The sequence below is a fragment of the Ruegeria sp. C5 genome, assembly GCF_056537605.1.
Map to the genome: position 1 here is coordinate 583294 of NZ_JBQFRX010000002.1, position 25323 is coordinate 608616.

Below are 25323 nucleotides of genomic sequence, written 5' to 3' on the forward strand. Positions count from 1 at the left end.
CGGAGATCGACTTTAATCGTGCCACCAGCTGTGATGAATGAGCTCAAAGCTAGAGTACATTGATTTCCAGAGCGCCATGTTAAACAAAGCTAGTTGGTCGAGCGGCGAACACAGAGTGTGCCGCAGTCACTTGTCCAAGAGTCCTACCGTAAGGATCAACTTGAATTAAGCCGAACCAGAACGCGTAGCGTCATGGTCTGAAAGTGGTTTATCATTGCCAGTGGCCACTACTTCCGCTGGTCAGGCCTCCGCAGCCAGAGAAGCCGAATGGTTTCCGTAATTTTTGCAACGCGGATCACATAGTGAACGCCCCACACACCAAAAGCCTGTTTGGTTGACAGATCCTGATTCCTCAGAAGGTTTTTCAACGTCTTGAAGGAAGGGATCAATTTCTGCAAAGGCGGGATGTAATTTACGATGCCGCGCTTGGCATTGCGGCGCAGCCTAGCACCCTCAATACGACGGGCTTTGGTGATGTGATCCCCAAGACTGTCGCGCGCCGGGTGACGGACGATGGCGTCTTCGGCAAACACAATCGCTTCGCCCGCAGATTGAGCACGATCATTCCATTCCATGTCCCCGCCGGACAACACCGTGTCGTTGAACCGACCGATGCGATCCATAAGCTCCCGCCGTACGATCAGATTGGCCGTAACCGCACGCCCCCGTTCCACCCATTTTTTTTGCTCTAACCCCAAATGAACATCATATAGTTCGGTCGTCTTCCAATCCTGCCCGTTCGGGATCAGCACAACATTGCCGCCAAAGCGATTAACCTCGGGGTGGTCTTCGGCTATTTTCAACCCGGCCTCTAGATAGAGCGGGTCAGGCTGACAATCGGAGTCGGTGAAAAACAGTAGCTCCGAGGTGGCTTCTTCGATTCCCCGGTTGCGCGCTGCGTATGAGCCGGGTTTTGCCTCACTTAGGATGCGGGCGTTGGCGGGCAGGCGAAACCCGTCTGGCATGGGGTCGGTCGGATCATTGTTGACTGCAAGTATCTCGAACTGGTTTGTGTTCAGTGTCTGAGAGGCGAGCCCATCCAGACAACGCTGCAATTGGTCCCAGCTTTGATAGGTCGGGATGATCACTGACGCGCTCAGGGACGAACGCGCCTGTGTAATGTCAGGCCGTTGGATCACGTCGGGATCATTCGGCATTGACGGCGTTCGAGTACTGATGGTCATACAGGGTTTTGAATGGCCCCGGTTTCTTCAGCAACTGTTGGGCGCTGCCCTGCTCAAGAACTTCACCAGCCTCAATCACCACGATCTTGTCCGCATGCATGATGGTTGAAAGCCTGTGAGCCACGATGATTGTCGTACGCCCTTCGGTCAGGCGGCCCAAGGCTTCCTGAACCAGATGTTCCGACCGCGAGTCCAGCGCACTAGTTGGTTCGTCCAGCAGCAGGATCGGGCTGTCGCGCAGAAGCGCGCGCGCAATCGCAAGGCGCTGTTTTTGACCACCGGACAGGAAGGCACCATTTTCACCAACCAGAGTGTCAAAGCCTTTCTCAAGCGACATGATGAAGTCATAGGCATTCGCGGCCTTGGCAGCCTCGATCACGTCGTCTTGCGAGGCACCCTCACGGCCAAAACGGATGTTGTCGGCGATTGAGGCCGAAAACAGAAACGTCTCTTGCCCGACGAACGACATGTTCTGGCGCAGTGATTTGAACGAGGCGTACTTGATATCCTGACCATCGATCGATACCGAACCACTGGTCGGGTCATAGAGGCGCAGGGCCAAATTCAGAATGGTCGACTTGCCGCCGCCGGACAGACCAACCAGAGCGGTGGTCTTGCCAGCTTCGAACGTCAACGAAAGCCCTTTCAGGATCGGATCGCGACGACGGTAGCCGAAAGTGACGTCGTCGAACACCACCTCTCGCGGACCATCAGGCAGGCTTTTGGGATTGGCCTCTTCCGGCAGAGTTTCAGGCTCGTCCAACATATTGAACAACATCTGCACCCGGCGCAGACCCAACTCCATCTTCACCCGCACCTTCGTCAGGCGCTTCGCGGGCTCATAGGCCATCATCACAGCGGTCACGAACGACATCAGTTCACCCGGAGTGGACGCTGCAGCGCCAAACAGCTTACCAGCGCTCAACCCGATGACCGAAGCAATTGCAAACCCGGCCAGGATATCCGTCAGCGGGCTCGTTGCAGCTTGCAAACGCGCAAGCTTGTTGCGGCGCTTCTCAACGCTTTTCACCGCCGAATTCATCTCGAGGGCCATGCGCTCTTCCAATCCGAAGGACTTGACCACACGTATACCAGCCGAGGTTTCTTGAATGACCTTCATGATCGCGCCCATTGATTGCAGCTCCATATCCGCAATCTCTCGCACTTTGCGAAGCAGCATGCGAACACCCAAGATCGCCAAGGGGCCGACGATAAGCGTAAACAAAGACAAGATCGGTTGCTGGTAGAACATCACGGCCAAAAGACCAATCAATGTAAGCATATCGCGCACCGCAGTGGTCACCATGATCTCGATCACCGTGCGCGCAGCCTGGGCGGTTTGTGTCACCTTCAACAACAGATCCGAGCTTTCGGTCAAATTGAAGAATGACACCCCTTGCCGCAAAAGCTTGTCGTAAAGCTTGATCTGCTGTTTCGAGACGATCCGGTTACCGGCACGGGTCAGAGCCACAATTTGAACGTAAGTCGCAATCCCTTTGACCAGGAAGATCGAGAATACGGCCATCGAAACGCCGAAAATCTTGGCTGAGTTTTCACTGTCAAACAGCGAATCCACCACATCACGCATGATAAATGCGATACCTGCGGTGGTTGCCGCAACAAATACCATCGCGATGATCGCGATCGTATAAGGTACCGCTTGCTCGCGCATATTCTCGGAGAGCAGTCGCCACAGGACGGAATCACTCAATACAGCCGCAAATTTTGATTTGATCTTTTGCAATGCACATGTCCACTGTGATCAGGATCGAGCTATGTCACATCTGACGCGCTCATAAACAGTTTCCGCTAGATAGTCGCCTGTTGCCAGTTGAGCAAGCCCGCGCCCTATTCTGCCGCTTCAATGCGAATTGTTCGAACCGAAGAGTCTACACGCGAATAAGCGGCCAAAACCCTCCCCGACCATTTCTGTGCAATGTAATCCGCCATAAAACGCGTTGGTGCAATCAGAATCGCCACCCCCCCTGCCCTTTCGGCTTCGTTCAGATGCTTGAACCAACTGGACCAAAGTTCTGGGTCACGCTCATGTAGGATCGATTGAACCTGTGTCCAAACGTCTTCACCCTGCGGCGGCGGGATTGATGGCTTTGACTGAAATGGCACAACATTAGTATCGCGCTCTGGCTTCTGCTGCATTCGTTCCTGGAAATCCGTTCCGATCACGGGCCAGGCTTCCATTGTGTCCAGCATGATCTGCTTGAGGTCGAGTTCATAAACTGCAACCCGACCCCGAGCGGCGGGTCGTTTGACCGCAATCCAGCCTGCGCTGCGCAGCTTAGCCATCTCACGTTTAACTGTGCGTTCGTTCACGGACCACAACCGAGCGATCTCTTCCCGGCCAATCGACAGTTCATTGGAGCGCCAGTTATAGCGCGTGGTAATTAATGTCATGATGCGAAGAACACTGCGATGACGATGCTTGTCACCTGATAAGGCGTGAACGGCGAGAGCCGACAAGATATCGTACTTCAGTGCAGGCGCATTTCGCCCGACCGGTTTCGCAACCTGCATCCGTTTCCTCACCGCTCTTTTTTGCCTCATGCGGGTTGACCCCGCCGTAATCGCGCCGTTTCCCAACGCTTTTCGTGATTGTTCACTGATTAGCGTCCAATACTTCGATTCTGTCAAGAGTTCGTTGAGATCACGCTATTTGATAGGTGCTATTCGTTATCAAAAAATAGAAGAAATAGGTGAATTTATGGTGATGGGGGACATGCTGGGTGTCCCCTTATGGAGCAATAATGTCCCCCTATATGCCGTATCAGCTTGAGTTACGTCCCCCTAAATCTGGTAGGATATCCGAAGTCAGGACGATTGCAGAGAGCAGCAGTGTTCCGAATCGGTCAGCACTAGATACGGACATATTTTCTTACCCATGGGTAACATCACAACCTTACAATAATTTCTTTTGCCAAATATGCAAATCGGGCGTAAATAACAAAAGAGAGAAAAATAACGTCCAGAAGAATGAGAACTGAGGCATGTACACGCACGAAGACCTGAATGCATTGCGCACCCAGTCCCTGAAATTGCAGGGCTGGATTCGCCAGCAGACTTTCAGCCCTGAGATGGAGAAGACGCTAAGGCGGTTCTCAAGCTGGGAGGTGTCCGAACTGATCTTTAAGGTGAACCAATCGACTTTCCGAGGAAAGCTGGCCGCCGATCCTTCATTGCCGGGAGGCGAGGTCGAGCCTGATGGGCGGCAGCGTTGGTTTAGTCTGGAAGAGGTAAATGAGCTCAGGCGGCGGCTTAAGGTTAATCGCAAAGCGCTCACTCCTCCACGCCCTGCGGGCAAGCGGGCGGTTCGGGCCGCTGTTGCCAATTTCAAAGGGGGGGCCGGCAAGTCGACCGTGGCGTTGCATCTTGCGCACGCCGCTGCTCTGGACGGCTACCGAGTATTAGTGGTGGATTTTGACCCTCAGGCGACGCTCAGCCATTCGATGGGTCTGACCGATGTCGCTGAAGATTTCACCGTCTGGGGTATCATGGCGCGGGATCTAATCCGTGAAACCGAGCGCATGAATAACCGCCCTGCGGCTGCGGAGTCAGGAACTGCCCTGCCCCGCCGAGAATTACCACCTTCTATAACGGATATGGGCCTCGGCGAACTGCGCATTTCTGATTTTATCAAGCAGACCTCATGGTCAACGATTGATGCAATCCCTTCTTGCGCCAATGCTGCTTTCGTCGAATTCGCATCGGCACAATATCGGCACCTGAATCCTGAGTGGTCTTTTTTTGCAGCTGTGTCTCGCTATCTGGATCAAATACCGAATGATGCTTATGACCTGATCCTGTTCGATTGCCCGCCTGCGATAGGATACCAATCCATGAATGCGGTGTTCGCAGCAGACATGTTGTATATCCCGTCGGGGCCCGGATACTGGGAATACGATTCAACCACCTCATTCATTGGACAGTTGGCTGAAGCCCTCGAAGATCTGGCCTATGGTTTCGACAAGACCTTACCCACGGGTAAGATTGGTTTACCCAAGACATTCTGCGAAATTCGGTTTTTGCTTACGCGCTACGAACCGGGGAACGCACTGCACACAGCGATGTATGACGCATTCCGCAAAGTCTTTGGTGAGCACCTCGCCGAGCACCCGGTCGAGATGACGCGCGCGGTCGAGCAATCGGGTCGATTCCTGAGTTCAGTTTATGAGATGGATTACCGTGAGATGACGAGGGAAACCTGGCGTCGCGCGCGTTCGACATTTGATAATGTTTATGATGAATTCCGGGGCGTCATGCTATCGGCCTGGGACAAGCTGGAGGATGACGTATGAGCCGAAAACGCAGAATGTTCGATATCGATATGCCAGCGATGGAAGAAATCCCGGTTGGCAAGGTTCCGGATAAAGCGCTTGAGAAAAGGCGCGGACCAATGGCCACTGCAATCTCCGAGAACGCTAATGCGCTACGCGACCAGCAAACTACCGAAGATGCAATCAGAGTCGAAAATGACAGGTTAGCGCACGAGCTTGTGCGACTACGTTCCGAAGGGTATGTTACTGAACAGATCGCATTGGCGGATGTTGTTACCGAGCGCCTGACGCGCGACCGCAAGCCTGGCCCTGATCCTGAGTTGGATGAGTTGAAGGCTTCTATTCAGGATGTGGGTCTTTCGAACCCGATCCGGGTCGAGCGTCGCAACGATGGACGCTTTGAGTTAATTCAAGGAATGCGCAGATTATCGGCATTTCGCGCATTACTTGAGGAAACTGGCGACGCGCGATTTGCGACGATTCCGGCCGGTGTTTCTGACGTTGCAGAGCTGGATGATAGCTATCGTCGCATGGTCGATGAAAACCTGATCCGAAAGGATATCTCGTTTGCGGAAATGGGCGCGCTTGCGCGTGCCTATGCGGAAGACCCCGCCAATGATTGTCCGGATGTCGACAAAGCGGTTTCAACCTTGTTCAAATCTGCAAGCTATACCAAGCGCAGCTATATTCGGGCGTTTGCGAGTTTGCTGGCCATGTTGGAAAAGGTTCTTATGCACCCAAACGACATTCCACGGAATGTGGGGGTTGAACTCAAACGAAAGCTCGACTCTGATCCTGGATTGATCCGACAAGTCAGTGCGGCTTTGGTGAGTGAACCAAATCGCGACAGCGTGCGCGAAGTGGCCATTCTTCGCGATTTTCTCACAATCGAAAATGCGACCGCCGCCAAGCCAAAGGCTGAAGCCGTTGGTAAACCACGCCGCGCGAAGACAACGTTTCAGGTAAGGGGCAGGGCAGGGATTGCAAAATGTTCTGCATCCAGCGGAAGGATCGAACTTCGCTATGATCTCGATTTTACCCGTGTCGATAGGGCGAAATTAGAACGTGCTGTGGCCACCTTGATCGAGGATCTGCGAGAAGAAGACGATCTTACCCACGGGTAAGGCGGGCTTAGCGAGATAGATCCGAAGCGCGGCGCTGGTTAATTTCAGCGCCGTTTTTTTGCACAAACTGGACAGCTGTTTGAGTCAGAACCTCAGGAGGTCATCTGAACCATTTGATCGTACCACCCGGATTCAAACGCTTGTTTTGTGCTTCGGGCGGCTGCATTCCGAGCAGAGGCGATGACATCAAGTCCAGTTAATCAATATAAGGCGTCGCGCCGCATTGATGTTAAACTGGGGCAGGTGATCTGCAATTTATTTAGTTTGTCACGGCGGAACTGATGCACAGTCTATGGGGTAGGGCAGGGACCACGCCACGGCCTCAATCTTCGTGCGCACCGCCGCTGCTTTTCATCAGGAGAACTATCTTGGCGTGCGGTAACATATTCAAAGCACTTGAGCATACAACGGTGTGGCGGTGAGTACCTATCAACGATTGGTATGAACGTGCCGTGGCTTGCCAGAGAAAGCGCGGCGATCGGTTGAATGATCGACAATAGAGAGCATCGTGTGTGAGTAGTGCGCAAAATGTACTAATAACTACTATTACTAATTCTGTCGGTCTGCAGTTTCATGCAGTAAGAGAATGTGATTTCGGTGACATACTTCTTCGCAAGTTTCCTGGGCTGAACAGGCGGTGGTTCTGTCGTAAACTCTGCCCCCACTTGTCAGATCGGACGCAGTCCTGTTAACGCGGGCTGGGACGTGACAGGAGCAAACTGTGACGATCACTTTGAAAGGCGCGCATTTTCCAAGATTAATGGTTGTCGGAGGATCGGCAGCGACCGCGCAAACAGCGGCATATGGTCAAGCGGATCTTCGAGCAGTAGCGCGATGAGCATGGTTTCGAGGGTGGTTACACCATCATCAAGGACTATGTTCGGGAGCATGGTCGACAGCATCGCGAGATGTTCTTACCGCTTCACCATGCATCCGGCTATGCCAAGGCCAATTTCGGCGAAGCAATGGTGGTGATCGGCGGCATTGAGCAGAAGGCTCACTTCTTTGCCTTGGATCGACCGTATAGCGATGCCTGCTACATCCGCGCCTATTCTGCGGCGGCTGCCGAGGCCTGGATGGACGGGCACGTCCATGCCTTTAGGTTCTTTGAGGCCGTTCAGCGGTCGATCCTGTACGATAACGATCAGTGCCTTGTAGCAAAGATCGAGCCCGACGGAACTCGCAGGCGTGCGCGGCTGTTCAGCAAAATGCTGTCCCACTATGTGATCCAGGTCCGCAACGGGCGTCCTGGTACGGGCAACAACAAGGGATCCGTTGAAGGGCTGGTGGTTACTCCCGGCACAATTTCATGGTGCCGATCCCGAACTTTCCAACCAGGGATGCCTTCAACGACAGGCTTGAGAGGCAGTGCCAAAAACGACAGGCAGATCGGACCAGCGCCGTTCCGTTATAAGCCCCAAGATTGCGGGTGTTTCAAAATCAAGCAGAGGTGTGGCGGCTAGCAACGGGTCTCTGTTCAGCATTTGGTCTATCGTCGAATCAACTCTGAAAGACTTGTAATTGCTATAGTGACTATGGCTTCGAGGGGCTAATTCCAGTTCGCAACGACGCTGCCCAGGGTTACGCGCCGATTTCTTCGTGATCAGTAAGACATTCGGAATGATCGCGTAGAACTTCGAGAACACGACAATCCGAGGTGTTGCCGACACAGCTTTCATGCACCATGCGCTCCAGCTCGTTCCGTAACGCTTCCAGCCGTGCCATTCTTTGCTCAATCTGTTTGAGTTGTCGGCGCGCAATACTGTCAGCTTCATGACATGGGCGATCTGGATCGTCGGACAAATCAAGCAGTTCGCGTATTGCCTGAAGCGAAAACCCCAGTTGGCGGGCGTGACGGATAAAAGCCAGACGATCCAGTTCGGTATGGCGATAACGCCGCTGGCCACCTTCGGTGCGCCCCGGTTCCGGCATAAGTCCGATCTGCTCGTAGTAGCGGATAGTCTGAACCTTGGTTCCGGTCTTTTTTCCAAGCGTTCCGATCGTCAGCATCTGGGTCTCCTTACAAAGTTACAGCTTATGTAGGTTCGAGTTGGCACCGCACAATAGCACCTTCCGGCCGGTGGGCCTGTGACACCCAGCCGCTACCGCATGCGTGGTGACCATGTTTGTTTTCGTGGCCATGGTCGTGGCTTTGGGTATCGGATGACATGATTGGACCTCAAGAATCTCTATGGTCCTTTGTAAATAGTTCCTACAGTGACTAGAGCTTCAATACCTTTTATATTTTTTTCATCCGGGTTCTTTGCCTGCGATATTGTTAGTTCATTTCGTCTTGCGGGCCGGCCGTGTGGATGCAATCTAATTGCAGATGACGCAAAAAATTTGGAACAGATCAATGCAGAAACGGATCGCAATTTCCATCACGTTAGTCTCGATTACGGCTGGTTGCTCAGCCCAGTTCACCGGGGCCAAAAGCAAAGCACTTGAACCAGGCAACGTGCCAGATTCGGTCGTAGCGCTGGCAGGGCCGGCGCAGGATTTGACCACAGCGCGCCTCCTGCCCGAAGACAATTGCTTTTGGTATGAGCACAGCGGACCCGTCGAGACGACATTGGTACCATTGCGCGCGACGAATGGCGCTCCGATCTGCATTGCGCGCGACGCCTGATCGAAATGAGGGCAGCGACGTCCATGTACGCTGCCCAATATTCATGAGCGGGCTGTGACGCTATCTTCGGCAGAGTATAGGAAAGCGGTCGAGCCGGTTTTCACGTTTGGGTAGAGGTCATTGATATGAGCCATGATCATTCGCACACATCCAGAACTTGCGCGACCGCCGATGCTTCTTGGCTCAGGCGTGCCGTGAATTCTGAGATATGTGTCTCGGTCTCCAACGTATAGATAAAGGGCACGAGAGCCGAGAGCATTATTCGGCCCGGGCTCCATGCCATTCCGGAATTCCGCGTATTCGGGGTTGCGCTCGATCATTGAAGCGGTTGGTGTCCAGTGTGGCCATTCGACCTTTCGGCGGATAACATAGGTGCCGGGCTCGTAAAGGTTCCCGCGCGCGATCGCTACGCCATAGCGCATTGCGGTCCCGCCTTCTTCGATATGATAAAGATATCGTGCGACGGCATCGACATGGATGTCACCTGGAACCAAACCATCATTTGCCGCGACGCGTCTTGGTAAAAAACGGTCGTGAACACCCCACGGATTTGAGGTCATTGGATCGTAACCAATTGGCGTGACCTGACTGTCCCAATAGGTCTTCTGCGATGCGGTTGGCCAGGTTTTGGCGATCAATGGACTGGCCGCAGACGCCGAGAACAGCGCTGTGGTGGATTGAATGAAATGGCGCCTTGTAAGCATAGGTCTCGTCCTGGTTCACAAGTTTAACGTATTTGGATCGCACTATCGCGAATTAATTCGAATCTTAAAGCCTCTAGCAGCTAGAGCTTCAAGAGGTTTCAGGTAACGCTTGGTTTACCCAGTTGATCACGTGACCGGTTGCGTGAATCCTGCTTCGGTCGAGTTTACATTGGAATAGGTCGCAAAGACAATTGACACAGGCGAAGCCGCCATTGTAGCGGTGATTTGTTTTCGGTTCCTGATGGCGGAAGCCAAAAGGATTAAAAGGGAATACGGTTCGGTGTTTTCAATGGCGCCAATTCCGTAACTGCCCCCGCAACTGTGAGCGGAGAGCGATGCCAAGACACCACTGGTTCGTAATGGAACCGGGAAGGTTGGCGGAGCGAGCACCCGCGAGTCAGGAGACCTGCCGTAAAGCGCCGGGCTATGCCCAGACTGAACCTGTCGGCCTTACGGTCGATTCAACCTGACAAGCCGCCGGGTGAGGCGGTAGGGAGAAAGAACATGCATATCGAACCGGGCATCGTGAATGGTGCCAAAATCGCGCTTTCCTATGTTACCGCCGCAGGTGCGGCTACTTACGCAGCGAAAGAAACGTTTTCCACATTGCGTGCGAATGGACCTGCATCTTTTGTTATGCGCTCGGTGCTCGCCACCGTTGGGGTTTTCCTTTTCTTCGAAGTCCTGCCGCATTTCCCGGTTGGTGTCTCTGAAGTCCACTTCATCCTGGGGTCGACGCTGTTTCTGCTTCTCGGTGCTGCACCCGCGGCTTTTGGATTGGCAGCTGGTCTCCTGATTCAGGGTGTGTTTTTTGCCCCGTTCGATCTTCCGCAGTACTTCATCAACCTGACCACTCTGCTGGTGCCGCTATTTGCGCTACAGGCACTGGCCAGCCGCATCATCGCACCCGGCACAGCATATGTTGACCTCAAATATGGCCAAGCTCTTGCCCTAAGTGCGACGTATCAGGGAGGAGTAGTCGCATGGGTTGGGTTCTGGGCCTTCTACGGCCAGGGTTTCGGCGCAGAAACCATGGCGTCGGTTCTGTCCTTTGGCGGCGCTTATATGCTGGTAATTGTCATTGAGCCGATTGCTGATCTGGCAGTGCTTGCGGCAGCCAAGGCAATGCGCGGTTTGAACAGTACAGGTCTGGTGACTCCGCGTTTGTACAACGCTGCGAAAGCTTGACCAAAGTTTGAAGCGGTGTCCTAAACTTGGGTTGCCGCGAAACAACCAGTAGTCGCAGGACCAAAATTTTATTGTGGCGCGTCTCTAGGGCGCGCCACATTGTTTTTAGCAGCTAGAAACCTGCACCCAACGATCAGGGTGATTTGGGTCCTGTATTCGTAGGAAAAGATACCTCGTTTCCTTCCACGATTTGATCCTGTTGGTGACACTGTCCAGAATCAAATCGCCATCACTCGAGCGACAAACTAGAACAGCATGGCCACTGCGATTGGTGTCCAAGACGGTAGCAATCAGTAGCTTCGCAGGGTCCAAGCCGTTCTGCATTAGATCAAATTTCTTTTGCAAGGCGATGTCTCTAGAACAACGCTCAGGTTACAAACCGTCGGCCTGACCAGCGGTTTCTCAACCAAGCGAAGGCATGCGTGAGGGTGTGATCGGGCCGACGAAATTGAAATTCGCGAACCATATTGCTCTTGTGGCTGAGTTCTCTTGGCTCGATGGTCTCAATTTCCACCCACAATGCCCCAAGTTTTTTTGTGAGTAGTTTTGCAAAAGGGCGCATATATCTTGCCAGAATGACATTTTCGCAGGAATGGTTCCCGATGACCAAGATCACTCCAGAATTGCTTGAACAAATCCGTGCCCGATTTGCGCAGGTTGACCACTGCCCGCAGCAGGGACCGCGTATTTTCTTTGAAAACGCGGGTGGGGCGCTGACGCTGAATTCGGTTGTGGGCACCTCGCAGGCTTATGCTGCGATCCCTGACAATCAGGGCCGCGACAACCCGGGAAGTCACGAACTGGTGCGGGTAATCAACAAGGCCAAAGAAGATATGGCCGTGTTCATGAACGCCCCCGGTGGCCAGTTCTTTGTCGGCGAAAGCGGGACCGAGCTGCTGTTTCGTTTGATAATGAACGCCTGTCTGGGCACAGGCACCGGTCGGGTGCTTGGCACAACGCTGGAACATCCCGCGACCCGAAGCGCTTGCGCGCGTTGGGCCGGGGTGGCCGGGCAAGATCATGTTCTGGTGGTCCATGACGACGCCACAGGCACCGTCACCGCAGATGCTTATGCGGCGCAGGTAACGCCGGACACAAAGGTTGCGACTATCGTGCACACCTCGCCGGTGACCGGTATGGGCGTGGATGTAGCGGCTGTGGCTGCCGAGATCCGCGCCGTTGCGCCCAATTGCTTCATCATAATCGACGGTATCCAGCACGCCGCGCATGGCCGGATCGACCTGACCGCCTATGATGTCGATGGCTATGTGATCTCGCCTTACAAGGTGTTCTCGCGCCATGGTTACGGGGTGGCCTGGATTTCTGACCGGCTGACCAAGCTGCCACATAACAGCTTGATCGACGGCCCCGCCGACAATTGGGAAATGGGGACGCGTGATACCGGCTCTTACGCTACAATGTCTGACGTAATCAGCTATTTCGAATGGCTGGGCGCACAGGTCAGCGACGCCACCGACCGGCGCGCAAAATTCGTCGCTGCCGGAGAGGCGATCCATGAGCAGGAAAAAGCGTTGACTGATGCGATGATCCGCGGAACCGGCAACCTGCCCGGGCTGGCCGAGATGGAGAAGGTGACCATTCTGGGCGGTGTCGATAACCCAGCACGCGAGGGACTGGTGTCACTGCAGGTCGAGGGCGTGCCGTCGGTCGATGTGGTCAAGCAACTGAACGAACAAGGCATCCGTACGCATTTGCGCAAGGCCGATCACTATTCGGGCAACATCCTCACACCGCTTGGCATGGACAGCTGCGTGCGTGTTTCGATGTGCCACTACAACAGCGTCGCCGAAGTGGCCCAGTTTCTGGGTGCAATGAAAACCATCGCCGCCTGAGGCATTTGAGAGGGGAAGCTCATGAAAACGCATGCGCAAGCGGTTGTAATCGGCGGCGGCCTAGCCGGCTGTTCAATTCTGTATCATCTCGCCAAGTTGGGTTGGACCGATGTGGTCCTGCTAGAGCGGGACGAACTGACCAGCGGCTCGACCTGGCACGCGGCGGCCAACATTCATGGGCTGCACGACAACAACAATATCACCCGCATCCAGCACTATACGATGAATCTGTATAAAGAGCTGGAACAGGAAACCGGTCAAAGCTGCGGCGTGTTCCAGCCCGGCTCGCTCTATTTGGCGCAAACCGAAGAACGCGAACATCAGCTGCGCCTGCAGGAAGCCAAGGCTAAATTCTATGGTTTGAATTTCCACGAGGTCAGTCGCGAGAAGGCCAAGGAACTGCACCCGCTGGCGCAGTTCGACGATATCCGCTGCATCATGTATGAACCCGATGGCGGCAATGTGGATCCCTCGGGCGTGCCCCACGCCTATGCTGCCGGTGCCCGCGCCATGGGAGCAACCATAGAACGGTTCTGTCCGGTGCTAGGTACGGATCAGCAACCCGACGGGTCTTGGATCGTGCGTACCGCAAAGGGCGATATTCACACGCAATGGGTGGTGAATGCCGCTGGTCTTTGGGGCCGCGAAGTTGCGGCGCTGGCGGGGCTGACTCTGCCGTTGCAACCGACCGAGCACCAGTATTTCGTGACTGAATCCATCGAAGAAGTTGCCAATCTGGGCCGTCGCCTTCCGTCAATTGCAGACCGGGATGGCGAGTACTATTTCCGTCAGGAAGGCAACGGATTGCTCATCGGGGCCTATGAGAAGGACATGAAGTTCTGGGCCGAGGACGGTACGCCGCTGGACTTTGCCCATGACCTGTTCCCCGACGATTTGGATCGGATCATGGAAAACGTGATCCGCGCTACCGAACGTGTGCCAGTTGCCGCCACCGCAGGGGTCAAACGGGTGATCAACGGGCCGATGATCTGGTCTCCGGACTCCAGCGCCTTGTGGGGTCCGGTGCCCGAACTGAAGAACTATTTCCTCTGCGGCGGACTGATCCCGGGTTTCTCGCAATCGGGTGGTTTGGGCCTGCTGGCGGCGCAGTGGATGATCGAGGGCGAGCCGCAATACGACATGTTTGCATGGGATCTGGCCCGCTTCGGCGACTGGGCCGACAAAAAATTCACCAAGGCACGGGTTGAGGACCAGTATACCCACCGTTTTGCCATCCACTTCCCGAACGAGGAGCGTAGTGCAGGTCGCCCCGCCCGAGTCCGCCCTGCCTATAAAATGCAGAAAAACATGGGCTGTGTCTTTGGTCTGAACTGCGGCTGGGAGCATCCCCTATGGTTCGCCGATCAGCCCGGTGTACAGGAAACCAATGGCTTCACACGCCAGAACTGGTGGGAGCCGGTGGGACGTGAGGTACAGATGCTGCGGGAGAATGTGGGCGTCATCGACATATCGAATTTTGCGAACTACATCATCAAAGGACCCGGTGCGCAAGATTGGCTGGATCGCTTGGTCGCCAACCGCGTACCAACCGTGATCGGGCGGTCTTGCCTGACGCCGCTGATCTCTGTGCGTGGCGGCGTGGCTGGCGATTTCACCATAACCAAGGTGGCCGATGACGAATACATGATGATCGGATCGGGCATGGCCGAGCGCTATCATCAACGCTTTTTCAACATGATCGACCTGCCAAAGGACACAACCCTCGAAGTCGCCACCGACCGCATAGCCGGGTTCAACGTCGCCGGTCCGAAAGCGCGTGACCTGCTGCAGCGGCTGACCAATGCAGACCTGTCGAACGAGGCGTTCCGCTTTATGCGCTCGGCCACAATCGAGGTTGCAGGTGTCACCTGTCTGGCCATCCGCGTCAGCTTTACCGGCGATCTAGGGTGGGAGTTGCACTGCGCCGAAGAAGATCAGACCCGCCTGTACGCTGCGCTTCTGGATGCGGCCAAGCTGCTGGATGGCGGCCCCGTTGGCGGCCGCGCGCTGGGGTCGTTGCGGATCGAAAAAGGTTATGGCTCATGGGGCCGTGAGTATTCGCAGGAATACTGGCCGCAAGAGGTCGGGCTGGCGGGCCTGATCAAGCTGGACAAGGATTTCCTGCACAAGGATGCGTATCTGTCGGTCAAGGACAACGCCGCGCGCGAAGTGCTGTCAATCTTCGAGGTCGAAGTCTCCGAGGGTGCCGACGCTACCGGCGGTGAGCCGATTTTTACCCCGGATGGTACCCCGGTTGGCCGCGTGACATCCGGTGCATACGGCTATTCGGTCGGCAAATCGCTAGCGCTTGGCTATATAAGTCCTGAGGTCGCGCAATCTGGTGATACGGTCGAAGTGTTCATCCTTGGCAAGCCCCATAAAGCGAAAATCCTGTCCGAGCCTCCCTTTGACCCGGATGGAAACCGCCTGCGTGATGTTAAACCGGCACTGGAAGGGGCTGCCTGAGCAGCCCCGTTGCAGGTCAGCGGTTCATGCTGGCGGCGGCGTTTAGCAGCCAGTCCTGAAACAGCCTGACCGACGATGAAACGGGTTTTTCCTTGAGACGCACGAAATAGGCCCAGGGGCTGTCCAAATCGAATTCGAACGGTTCGATCAGCAACCCCCGGTCCACATAAGACCCGGCCAAAGAGCGGGGCAGAGCGACGCAGCCCAACGACTGCGCCGCCATCTCCATTGCCAGATTTGAAGCGTTGGTCCGCAGCCCTTCCTTCTGGTTCAGGTCTGCCAGATCAAAATGACGTGCGACCCGTTCCCAATAAGCTGGACGACCCAGAATATGGATCAGAGGCGCCTCTTGCAGTTGCGCCGGATCGGTCAGCGGCGTGCCTTTGACTGTGAAATCGGGCGCACACACGACCGCAAGCTTTTCGGCCCACAGCTGCCGCGCGCCCACCGTCACATCGTCAATATGATTGACCGTTATCGAAATGTCCGAGACGTTCGGCTCGACATCAATCCAGACGGTGCCGTGTACCGTCAGGTCGATATCCGGGTGCTGATCGCTAAAGCCCCGGATTACGTCCGGTAGCCAATTCTCGGCCAGGCTGACCGGGCAAGACACGACGACTTTGCGGGTGTGTGACCGCTGGATGACCGATTGTGTGGCCACGTCAATCTCATGCAGAGCATGCCGCACTGAAGGCAGATACGCCTCGCCCACGTCGGTCAGCGACAATGACCGGGCATGGCGCACGAACAGAGGCCGCTGCAAAAACTCTTCGAGCGAACGCACATGGTTGCTGACGGCGGATTGGGTGCAGTTCAGCTCATCTGCCGCGCTGGTAAAGCTGAGGTACCGGGCGGCGGCCTCGAAGGAGCGCAGGAAGATCAGGTGGGGCAGGTTCATCATGGCGACATTTTCCTGGGCGGGCGGATGGGTGGTGCGCCGGGAATCCTGTTTCGCGGCGGGAATTGATCTGGTTCATATGCTACAATGGAGCGGAGCCAAAGCTACAAATTTTCCGGGGCCATTGCCCGCGTATTGTTTTCGTGCTGCGATGGGCAAACACACTTAGGTTTTGGCCGAACCCGAAACCTCATCTGTAGGGCATCGTGACCAACACATTTCAAACTATCGCAAAGTTTGCGCTAAATCGAAGGGTGCAGGATTTCCCCGACAGCGCGCTCGAAGCGGCAGCACTGATGCTGCTGGACACGCTGGGGATCACCATCGGGTCCGGACCGATGCAGGCCGGTCAGATCGCGCGTGACAGCGCTATGGCGCTTTACGGTGCGGGCGATCCGGGCCTCAGCGCACGGATGCTGTTCGATGGCCGCAAGGTTAGCGTTGCCGGAGCGGCTTATGCCGCTGCGACTCAGACCGATAATCTGGATGGCCATGACGGCTATAACCCCACCAAGGGCCATATCGGTGTTGCCGTTGTGCCGGTTCTGGCGGCTTTGGCGGAAACGGTCGCGGATTTTTCCGGCCCCGAGGCGTTGGCGACCGTAACTATTGGATACGAAATCGCCGGGCGCGCCGGGATTTCGTTGCATGACACAGTCAGCGACTACCACACTTCCGGCGCATGGAACGCGTTGGGAGTTGTGGCCGTTGCCGCCCGTCTGCGCGGGCTGAGCGCGGAACAGATGCGGCAGGCCATGGGCATCGCCGAATATCACGGGCCGCGCAGTCAAATGATGCGCGAGATTGCCAACCCCACCATGCTGCATGACGGCTCGGGCTGGGGCGCGCTGGTGGGTGTATCCTCGGCAGTGCTGGCCGAGAAGGGATTTACCGGCGCGCCGGCGATCACAATAGAGGCGGATGAGGTCGCGCATCACTGGCGGGATCTGGGCAGCTTCTGGCAGATGGAACATCAATATGTGAAGCCCTATCCGATCTGTCGTTGGGCCCATGCGGCGATTGACGCCACTAGGGCGCTGATGCGTGAATATGGCCTGTCTCATCAGGACATTGCCGCGATTCAGGTGAACACTTTCCACGAAAGTGCCTGCCTGTTTCAGGGTATGCCGGATGACACTTCGAAGGCGCAGTATTCGCTGCCCTTCGCTGTGGCGACGATGGTGGCGCAGGGCCGTATCGGGGTCGAGCATATCACCGGCGCGGGCCTCTCCGATCCGCTGGTCGCGGCGATTGTCGACCGTATCTCGGTGGCCGAGACCGCGCGCCATTCCGACAGCTTTCCTCAAAGCCGCGTTGCCGATGTCGTCATGACCTTGACGGATGGGCGGGAACTGGCGTCGGGCGACGTCCACGCGCGCGGCGGGCCCGAGGCACCCATGGACCGTGACGAAGTGATTGCCAAGTTCATGGAGTTCGCCACTCCACCGCTGGGGGTCAGCCGTGCCGCCGCCATACGCGACGCGGTTCTGGGGTTGCAGTCGCCGGACGCCAAATTCTCGGATCTCGGCGCGCTGATTTATGACGCCGCTGACAACCGCTGAAATCAGGACAACAAAAATGCCGCTAAGGCTGCTGAAATACGGGCTATCCGCCGATTACCCTGTCACCGGAGACATTCCGGCCACGCCAGAGCTTAAATCCAGTTACGATGTGGTCATCGTAGGTGGTGGCGGCCACGGACTGGCCTGTGCCCACTACCTATCAAAGTATCACGGCATCACCAATGTGGCTGTGCTGGAAAAGGGTTATCTGGCGGGCGGCAACACCGCGCGGAACACCACTACCATCCGCTCGAACTACATCACCAAAGAGGGCATCGCGTTCTACAAGGAAGGTGTGCAGCTTTACGGGAAGATGAGCGAAGAGCTCGATTTCAACGTCATGTTCAGCCAGCGCGGTCAACTGACGCTGGCCCATACCGAGGCGACGCTACGCTCGTTCCATCTGCGGGCCGAGATGGGTAAACACGCGGGCACCCGGATCGAGGTCGTTGATGCGCAGACGGTCAAGGACCTGTCCCCGCATCTGAATATGGATGAGGGCGGGCCGCTGGAAATCATCGGCGGTTTGTGGCACGCCGATGGAGGCACTGCGCGGCATGATGCGGTGGCCTGGGGCTATGCAGCGCAAGCCAGTAGGCACGGGGTGGAAATTCATCAACGTACCGAGGTTGAAGGGTTCGACACTGCCGGTGGCAAGATCACAAAAGTGCGCACCAATCGCGGTGATATCAGTGCCGGGCAGGTGATGATTGCTGTCGGGGGCATGAACTACGACATGGCGATGAAAGCCGGGGTGGAATTGCCGATCCGTTGCTATCCGTTGCAGGCGATGGTCACGCAGCCGCTGAAACCGTGGCTGCACACGCTGGTCAGTTCGGTCAGCCTGCACACCTATCTGGTGCAGTCATCGCGAGGCGAGATCGTGATCGGCGGTGGCTCGGACCCTTATCAGCTGTATTCCACCCGCTCGACACTGGACATGAAAGAACATCTGGCCGAAGGCGCGGTACATTTGTTCCCGTTCCTGCACGGGGTGCGTCTGCTGCGACAATGGGCCGGGATTACCGACATGACGCCCGATTACTCACCCATCATGGGTGCCAGCCCATTGTCCAACCTATGGCTAGATTGCGGTTGGGGCACTTGGGGGTTCAAAGCCACTCCGGTGGCGGGCAAGTACATGGCGCAGTCCATCGCCAACCAGAAGGTCGCGCCGATACTCGAACCCTTCACAATGGAGCGTTTCGCCACCTTTAATCTGCTCAATGAAATGGGCGCAACTGCCGCGAGCCACTGACATGAAGATCCTGATCTGCCCGATGAACGGGCCCCGCAATATTAATGAATTCCAGAGCTTCGGCCCTCTGCGCGCCAACCCCGACCCGGATGCAACCAGCGATCAGGACTGGGCACGTCACCTGTTCCGCGCCGACAATTCACGCGGAACGCTGGTGGAATGGTGGCGGCACGTGCCCTCGAACTATTTCTTTCTGGCCGAGCGCAACGCCACCACGAACGAGGTGATCCGCACTTTTGACCCCTCAGGGTTGGAGCAAAGGTGATGGCCCGACTTCCCGCACCCTGGGGCAACAGGATCAACCGAGATGCGCCGGTATCGTTCAGCTTTGAAGGGCAGGCGTTTCAGGGATACGAAGGTGATGTGATCGCCTCGGCTTTGGCCGGGCAGGGGAAGTGGATGCTGTCGCGCTCGTTCAAATACCACCGACCGCGCGGTGCGATGTCGATGGCGGGCACCGAGGCCGATACGCTGGTGCAACTGCCCTCGGACCCGAACGTGCAGGCCGACCGGCATCCGATTTCGGCAGGGCTGCAAGTTACGGCGCAGAACGTCAACGGATCACTGTCGCGAGACCGCGACGCATTCATGGACAAGCTGGGGCGATTCATGCCGGTGGGGTTCTATTATCGCACCTTCATGGGCCCGACGCGCAATAGCTGGCTGAAACTGTGGGAGCCGCTGATCCGCAAGAAGGCTGGGCTGGGCGTTCTGGATATCAACGCACCGAATGAAGACTACGAAAAGGCCAACCTGTTTTGTGACCTGCTGGTCGTCGGCGCGGGGCTGGCCGGGTTGACCGCCGCCATCGAAGCCGCCGAAGCCGGGGCTGACGTCATCCTGGCCGAGCAGGAGCCGGTATTGGGCGGCGCGCTGACCTATGGCCGCGATGTCGACAGGCTGTCCGACCTACTGGCGAAAGTGCAAAGTCTGCCGAACCTTCGCATCATGACCGATACAGTGGTGAACGGCTGGTTCGAGGACAACTGGCTGCCGCTGATCCGGGGCAACAAGCTGTTCAAGACGCGCGCGCGCGAGGTTCTGCTGGCCACCGGCTGCATCGAACAGCCCGCGATCTTCCGAAACAATGACCTGCTGGGCATCTTGCTGGGCACTGGCGCGCAACGGCTTATACGGCACTATGGTGTGAAACCGGGCAAGCGCGCGGTGGTACTGGCCGCCAATCTCGACGGTTATCGGGTGGCGCTGGATCTGTTGGACGCAGGCGTAGAACTGGCGGCTGTGGTTGATCCGCGCCCCGGCGGCAGCGGCAGTGAGCTTGGCCAGCAACTGGCAACAAGGGGAACTCGTGTCATTCACGGCGCCGTGGGCGAGGCGCGTGGCAAGACCCATGTTACCGGCGTAAAGGTCGGAGGCGACTGGCTAGATTGCGATCTGTTGGTAATTTCGGTCGGCTATGCGCCAATGTGGCAACTGCCCTGTCATGCTGGCGCGAAACTTGGGTACAATGAAACGGCGGCGCGGTTTTCCCTGTCTCTGCCAGACGCTCCGCTGGGCATTGCCGGGGGTGTTGCCGGGGTCTTTGCGCCTGATGCGGTGGTGGCCGATGCGCAACGCGCGGCACAGACGGCGTTGACTCGTCTGGGGCTGCCAACCCGCGACATCGCGCAGGTCGAAGATGTCGAAGCTGCGTTGACGAATTTCGAACCGGCAATCGCCGGGCATCCCAAGGGCAAGGATTTTGTCGACCGGGACGAGGATATTCAGATCAAGGACCTGCAAAACGCGGTTAAGGAAGGCTATCGCGAGCTGGAGCTGATCAAGCGCTTTACCACAGTTGGTATGGGGCCGTCACAAGGGCGGCACTCGGCGCTGGCCACCGCCCGGGTGGTGGCCAAGGCGACCGACCGCACAATCGGGCAGATCGGCGTGACTACCGCCCGTCCGCCCTTTGGCCCCGAAACGCTGGGCGTGCTGTCTGGTCATCATCACCCGGCAGACAGGCGCACCGCGCTGCATCACGAACATATCCGGTTGGGGGCGGACATGCGCCCGGTCGGAGCGTGGTGGCGGCCTTATTTCTACGGCCCCAAACAAGACGCCAAGCGCCTTATCGAAGAAGAGGTGCATGCGGTGCGCAATGGGGTCGGCGTGCTGGATGTTTCAACTCTGGGCGGGCTCGAGGTGCGTGGCCCGGATGCGGGCGAATTCCTCAACCGCATTTACACCATGGCCTATAAAAAGAAGCCTGTGGGCCGTTGCCGGTACTGCCTGATGACAAACGAAATGGGCACGGTGGTCGACGATGGCGTGGCGTATCGGCTGGCCGAGGATCTGTTCTGTGTCACCGCCACCACCGGGGCCGTGGCGCGGGTTTATTCGGATATGTTGTTCTGGAATGCGCAGTGGCGGTTGGATGTGGATGTGCTGAACGTCACCTCGGCCTTCTCGGGCTTCAACATTACCGGTCCCAAGGCGCGCTCCGTGGTCGAAGCGCTGGACAGCGACATCGATTTCTCGCGCGATGGATTTTCCTATCTCGACGGGCGTAGCGGCATGGTGGCCGGGGTGCCGGTGCGCGCCATGCGGATTGGGTTCACGGGCGAGTTGAGCTACGAGCTGCACTGCCCCACCAGCTATGCCCACACCCTGTGGGATGCGGTGATGGCGGCGGGTCACGCGCACGAGTTGCGCCCTTACGGGCTGGAAGCCAGCCGGATTCTGCGGTTGGAGAAAGGCCATATCCTGATTGGTCAGGACACCGACGCGCTGACCTCGCCGGATGAGCTGGGGTTCGAATGGGCGATCTCGAAGACCAAGCCGTTTTTCGTGGGCAAGCGCTCAACCGAGATGCGCCGAAACAAAGGCCTGCCGCGCAAGCTGGTCGGGCTGACATTCGACGGGCCAGATGTACCGGGGGAAAGCTGTCTGGTACTGAGGAATGATGTACCGGTGGGGCATGTGACCTCGGTCCTGTGGTCGCCGACGCTGAACACCCATATCGCGCTGGCATATGTGCATGGCGATGACGCTACGCAAGGATCGCAGGTCACGGTGAAGTGCCGCAATGGCAAGCGCGTCGTTACAACTGTGCGCGGCCACACCTTTTTTGATCCTGAAAACAAACGGCAGGAGGTGTGATGATGCGAACCTATCCGCTTGACCCAAAGGGCGCTGCTGAAAACACACTGCTGGTTTCCGGGCAGATTATCGTGCAGGACCTGACCCACACGCCGCGTTTTGGCCTCAAGGGCCGAGGCACCATGGCGTTTTTGCAATCGCGGGGCCTGAAGGTGCCAGACGTCAACGAAACCGCCGATGGCCTTCTGCGTCTGGGTCAGGAAGAGGTGGTGGTACTGGATGCACCTGCCGACCTGTATGCCCGGTGGCAGGTCGCCGCCACGCCAAAGGGCTATTATTCCCGGCGCGAGGAAACCTGGGCCATGATGCACGTGACCGGCCCGCGCCTGTTCGATCTGCTGGCCAAGATTTGCCCGGTCGACCTGTCGCCCGGTGCCTTTCCAGTGGGAAAGATCGCCCAGACCCGCGTGGGCTATGTCGAGGCAATCACATGGCGCAACGACCGCAAAGGTGTGGGGTTCGATGTCCTTTTCGACATCGCCGCCACTGCTTTTTTCGCCAACGCGGTAGCCACTGCCAGCGCTGAGTTCCAACCGGAGGTACCCGCATGAAATCCCCCACCGTGATCTTGCACACCGATAACCCCGACGCTGCCCGTGCGGTTCTTGCTGAAGGTCATCCCGATCTGCCGATCCACACCTGCGACAGCTACGAGGCGCTCACGGGTTTGATCGAGGATACAGGGGCCGAAGTTGTCTATTCCGTTCGCTTTGCGGGCACCCCCGGCTTTCCACGCGCAGCACTGGTCGAGAACCCGCAAATCAAATGGGCTTCGGTCGGCGGCTCGGGTACCGATCACCTGAACCCTTGGAACCCTGATGAGGTAACGGTGACAAATGCCGCCGGGGTCGCCGCCGATATGATGGCACAATATGCGCTGGGGGCGATGCTGCATTTCACGCTGGATTTCCCGGGCTTTCGTGCCGCGCAGGCGCAGCGGGACTGGATTGGCGGCAAAGTCGAGCCCATCAACAGCAAGACGGTGCTGATCATCGGCCTTGGCAAAACAGGAGAGGCTGTTGCGGCACGGTCCAAAGCTATGGGGCTGAACACAATCGGTGTACGGGCCCGCCCGAAACCGACCCCCAACGTGGACGAGGTACACGGGATGGAGGCTTTGCCTAATCTCTGGCCACGCGCTGACTTTATCGTCGTTTGCGTACCACTGCTGGACAGCACGCGCGGTCTGGTCGGGGCGGAGGCCTTTGCCGCCATGAAACCGACGACGGTGATAATCGACGTCTCGCGAGGTGGGGTAATTGACGAAGCACCTCTACTGGCCGCGCTGGAACAGAACCGGATCAGAGGCGCGGCGCTGGACGTGTTCGTTACTGAACCGCTGCCTCAGGGGCACAGGTTCTGGGAACTGGACAACGTGATCGTCACACCGCACTGCAGCTCGGTCTATGACGGCTGGGATCTGAAATCGGTCCGCATGTTTTCCGAGAACCTGATGCGCTATCGCAAGGGCGAGGTGCTGAACAACATCGTAAATCCACAACGGGGATACTAGGTCAATGGCACGAGACAGACGCAGCGGCGGGCGACGCGGCAAATCCGGGCGCGCGGCGGTGGGGATCGAACAGCTGCCCTGGCAACAGGTGCGCAACAGCTATCCGCCATTCGAGCTGTTGAACCCTGAACAGATGGATCAGCTGCATACAACCTCAATGCGCATTCTGTCCGAGGCCGGTATCCGGGTGATGGGCGACAGTGTTATGGACATTTTCGAACGCGCGGGGGCCATCTTAGACCGCGACACCAAGACCATCCGTATGGACGAAACCATTGTCGCCGAAGCGTTGAAAACGGTGCCTTCGGAATTCACGCTGACCTCTCGCAACCGCGCGAAACAGATTACGCTGGGCGGCGATCATGTGAATTTTGGTTTGGTTGCCGGGCCGCCGAACGTACATGACTGTATCAATGGCCGCCGTCAGGGTAATTACGATGACTATTGCAACTTCATTCGGTTGGCGCATCACTTCAACGCTATCCATCTGATCGGCAATCAGGTGATGGCCCCGATCGAAATGCCCGCCAACAACCGCCATCTGGACACCTACAACGCCAACCTGAGCTATAGCGACCTGAGCTTTCACTGCACCGCTATCGGGCGCGGGCGGGCGATGGATGGCATCAACATGATGGCGATTTCGCGCGGTCAGAAACCTGAGGACATGCGCGGCGATCCGGGGGTGATCACAATCATTTCGGTGAACTCTCCACGCCTGTTCGACGATGCCATGGGTGACGGCCTGATCGCGATGGCCGAGTATGGTCAACCTGTGACGGTCACGCCATTCACTCTGATGGGGGCAATGACACCGGTCACGCTTCCTGCCGCGCTGGCGCAACAGAACGCCGAGGCGCTGTTCGGTGTGGTGCTGACGCAGTTGGTCAGCCCGGGAGCGCCTGTCATGTATGGCTCGTTCACCTCGAATGTGGACATGAAATCCGGGGCACCGGCTTTTGGCACACCGGAAAATGCCAAGGCGAATATTGTCGGCGGGCAGCTGGCGCGGCGCTATGGCATTCCGTACCGGACATCGAACGCAAATGCATCCAACGTGGTGGATTTGCAGGCGGCATACGAAACGATGATGGCCACATGGGGCGCGGTTCTGGGAGGGGCCAATATCGTCTATCATGCCGCCGGCTGGCTTGAGGGCGGCCTGACCGCATCTTACGAGAAATTCGTTATGGATATCGAGATCATCCAGAACATGATGGAATTCCTCAAGCCGATGAAATTTGACACGGATGAACTGGGCCTGGACACCATCAAATCGGTGCCCACTGGCGGCCATTTCTTTGGCGTCGATCACACGATGGAACGCTATGAGACCGCGTTCTACAAACCGATGCTGTCCGACTGGCAGAACTATGAAAACTGGGAGGCGGCCGGAGCCAAGGACGCCCTGCAACGCGCCACCGAGGTTTGGCAGCAGGCGCTACGCGAGTATCAGATGCCCGAGATGGACCCCTCCGTGCGTGAGGAGCTGGAGGCCTATATCGCCAAACGCAAGGAAGAGATCGGCAGCGGCGAACCCTGATGGAATA

The 25323-nt window shown here is 57.0% G+C and carries 20 protein-coding genes, 1 pseudogene and 1 riboswitch; of the genes and pseudogenes, 14 read left to right on the forward strand and 7 right to left on the reverse strand.

Translation table 11 applies throughout. The features are described 5' to 3' along the window. Positions 1-227 precede the first annotated feature (227 nt). From ACR0AW_RS10535 to ACR0AW_RS10545, 3 genes are all read right to left on the reverse strand, one after another. Positions 228-1184 (reverse strand): glycosyltransferase family 2 protein, encoded by a 957-nt coding sequence (locus tag ACR0AW_RS10535; protein WP_480444201.1) that lies wholly within the window; start codon positions 1182-1184, stop codon positions 228-230. Next, complete coding sequence (locus ACR0AW_RS10540) at positions 1147-2895, reverse strand: ABC transporter ATP-binding protein (RefSeq protein WP_480439024.1); 1749 nt, start codon at positions 2893-2895, stop codon at positions 1147-1149. Before ACR0AW_RS10540 ends, ACR0AW_RS10535 begins: the two co-directional genes overlap by 38 nt. 137 nt (positions 2896-3032) lie before the next feature. Beyond that, positions 3033-3596 carry a DnaA N-terminal domain-containing protein gene (locus ACR0AW_RS10545; protein ID WP_480439026.1) on the reverse strand — a complete coding sequence of 188 codons (564 nt, stop codon included), beginning with the start codon at positions 3594-3596 and terminating at the stop codon, positions 3033-3035. Positions 3597-4186: 590 nt separating this feature from the next. Here ACR0AW_RS10545 and ACR0AW_RS10550 point away from each other — a divergent pair. From ACR0AW_RS10550 to istA, 3 genes and pseudogenes are all read left to right on the forward strand, one after another. Next, positions 4187-5494, forward strand: coding sequence for an AAA family ATPase (locus ACR0AW_RS10550; protein WP_170423104.1), 1308 nt, complete (start codon positions 4187-4189; stop codon positions 5492-5494). Continuing rightward, positions 5491-6597: a ParB N-terminal domain-containing protein gene (locus ACR0AW_RS10555; protein WP_170512126.1), complete on the forward strand. Its 1107-nt coding sequence runs from the start codon at positions 5491-5493 to the stop codon at positions 6595-6597. The genes ACR0AW_RS10550 and ACR0AW_RS10555 overlap by 4 nt, the downstream gene beginning before the upstream one ends. A gap of 761 nt (positions 6598-7358) precedes the next feature. Continuing rightward, positions 7359-7990: pseudogene (istA, locus tag ACR0AW_RS10560) on the forward strand (IS21 family transposase); the annotation flags it as partial. Between the two features lie 188 nt (positions 7991-8178). Here istA and ACR0AW_RS10565 read toward each other — a convergent pair. Continuing rightward, on the reverse strand, positions 8179-8607 hold the full coding sequence (locus ACR0AW_RS10565; protein WP_170776322.1) for a MerR family transcriptional regulator: 429 nt from the start codon (positions 8605-8607) through the stop codon (positions 8179-8181). Positions 8608-8953: 346 nt separating this feature from the next. Between ACR0AW_RS10565 and ACR0AW_RS10570 the strand changes: the two genes are divergently transcribed. Then, positions 8954-9226, forward strand: coding sequence for a hypothetical protein (locus ACR0AW_RS10570; protein WP_170732852.1), 273 nt, complete (start codon positions 8954-8956; stop codon positions 9224-9226). Positions 9227-9267: 41 nt separating this feature from the next. On the opposite strand, the gene ACR0AW_RS10575 is transcribed toward ACR0AW_RS10570, so the two are convergent. Beyond that, entirely contained in the window at positions 9268-9930 is a 663-nt protein-coding gene (locus ACR0AW_RS10575; RefSeq protein ID WP_170402530.1) for a L,D-transpeptidase, read from the reverse strand. 215 nt (positions 9931-10145) lie between these two features. Further along, a riboswitch (cobalamin riboswitch) is annotated at positions 10146-10358 on the forward strand. Between the two features lie 76 nt (positions 10359-10434). On the opposite strand from ACR0AW_RS10575, the gene ACR0AW_RS10580 reads away from it, so the two are divergent. Further along, positions 10435-11118 (forward strand): energy-coupling factor ABC transporter permease, encoded by a 684-nt coding sequence (locus ACR0AW_RS10580; RefSeq protein WP_170392744.1) that lies wholly within the window; start codon positions 10435-10437, stop codon positions 11116-11118. Positions 11119-11223: 105 nt separating this feature from the next. On the opposite strand, the gene ACR0AW_RS10585 is transcribed toward ACR0AW_RS10580, so the two are convergent. Then, a complete protein-coding gene (locus ACR0AW_RS10585) occupies positions 11224-11463 on the reverse strand; it encodes a transglutaminase-like cysteine peptidase (RefSeq protein ID WP_480439028.1) in 240 nt (79 codons plus the stop codon). Positions 11464-11720: 257 nt separating this feature from the next. Here ACR0AW_RS10585 and ACR0AW_RS10590 point away from each other — a divergent pair, with 257 nt between their 5' ends. Beyond that, positions 11721-12971: an aminotransferase class V-fold PLP-dependent enzyme gene (locus tag ACR0AW_RS10590; RefSeq protein ID WP_170407417.1), complete on the forward strand. Its 1251-nt coding sequence runs from the start codon at positions 11721-11723 to the stop codon at positions 12969-12971. Between the two features lie 21 nt (positions 12972-12992). After that, positions 12993-15437: an FAD-dependent oxidoreductase gene (locus ACR0AW_RS10595; RefSeq protein WP_170732816.1), complete on the forward strand. Its 2445-nt coding sequence runs from the start codon at positions 12993-12995 to the stop codon at positions 15435-15437. Between the two features lie 16 nt (positions 15438-15453). Here the strand turns inward: ACR0AW_RS10595 and ACR0AW_RS10600 are convergent, their stop codons facing one another. Next, positions 15454-16341 carry a LysR substrate-binding domain-containing protein gene (locus ACR0AW_RS10600; RefSeq protein WP_170732817.1) on the reverse strand — a complete coding sequence of 296 codons (888 nt, stop codon included), beginning with the start codon at positions 16339-16341 and terminating at the stop codon, positions 15454-15456. Between the two features lie 203 nt (positions 16342-16544). Between ACR0AW_RS10600 and ACR0AW_RS10605 the strand changes: the two genes are divergently transcribed. The 7 genes from ACR0AW_RS10605 to ACR0AW_RS10635 are packed head-to-tail and all read left to right on the forward strand — an operon-like array spanning position 16545 to position 25316. Beyond that, positions 16545-17900, forward strand: a complete 1356-nt coding sequence (locus ACR0AW_RS10605; protein WP_170732818.1) for an MmgE/PrpD family protein — start codon at positions 16545-16547, stop codon at positions 17898-17900. Between the two features lie 16 nt (positions 17901-17916). Continuing rightward, positions 17917-19158: an FAD-dependent oxidoreductase gene (locus ACR0AW_RS10610; protein ID WP_170732819.1), complete on the forward strand. Its 1242-nt coding sequence runs from the start codon at positions 17917-17919 to the stop codon at positions 19156-19158. Between the two features lies 1 nt (position 19159). Next, positions 19160-19423: a sarcosine oxidase subunit delta gene (locus tag ACR0AW_RS10615; RefSeq protein WP_170423136.1), complete on the forward strand. Its 264-nt coding sequence runs from the start codon at positions 19160-19162 to the stop codon at positions 19421-19423. Then, positions 19423-22260, forward strand: a complete 2838-nt coding sequence (locus ACR0AW_RS10620) for a 2Fe-2S iron-sulfur cluster-binding protein (protein WP_170732820.1) — start codon at positions 19423-19425, stop codon at positions 22258-22260. Before ACR0AW_RS10615 ends, ACR0AW_RS10620 begins: the two co-directional genes overlap by 1 nt. Next, positions 22260-22811 (forward strand): aminomethyltransferase family protein, encoded by a 552-nt coding sequence (locus ACR0AW_RS10625; RefSeq protein ID WP_170776323.1) that lies wholly within the window; start codon positions 22260-22262, stop codon positions 22809-22811. The genes ACR0AW_RS10620 and ACR0AW_RS10625 overlap by 1 nt, the downstream gene beginning before the upstream one ends. Beyond that, positions 22808-23773 carry a D-2-hydroxyacid dehydrogenase gene (locus ACR0AW_RS10630; protein WP_170732822.1) on the forward strand — a complete coding sequence of 322 codons (966 nt, stop codon included), beginning with the start codon at positions 22808-22810 and terminating at the stop codon, positions 23771-23773. The genes ACR0AW_RS10625 and ACR0AW_RS10630 overlap by 4 nt, the downstream gene beginning before the upstream one ends. A 4-nt stretch (positions 23774-23777) precedes the next feature. Then, on the forward strand, positions 23778-25316 hold the full coding sequence (locus ACR0AW_RS10635) for a trimethylamine methyltransferase family protein (RefSeq protein WP_170732823.1): 1539 nt from the start codon (positions 23778-23780) through the stop codon (positions 25314-25316). Positions 25317-25323 lie beyond the last annotated feature (7 nt).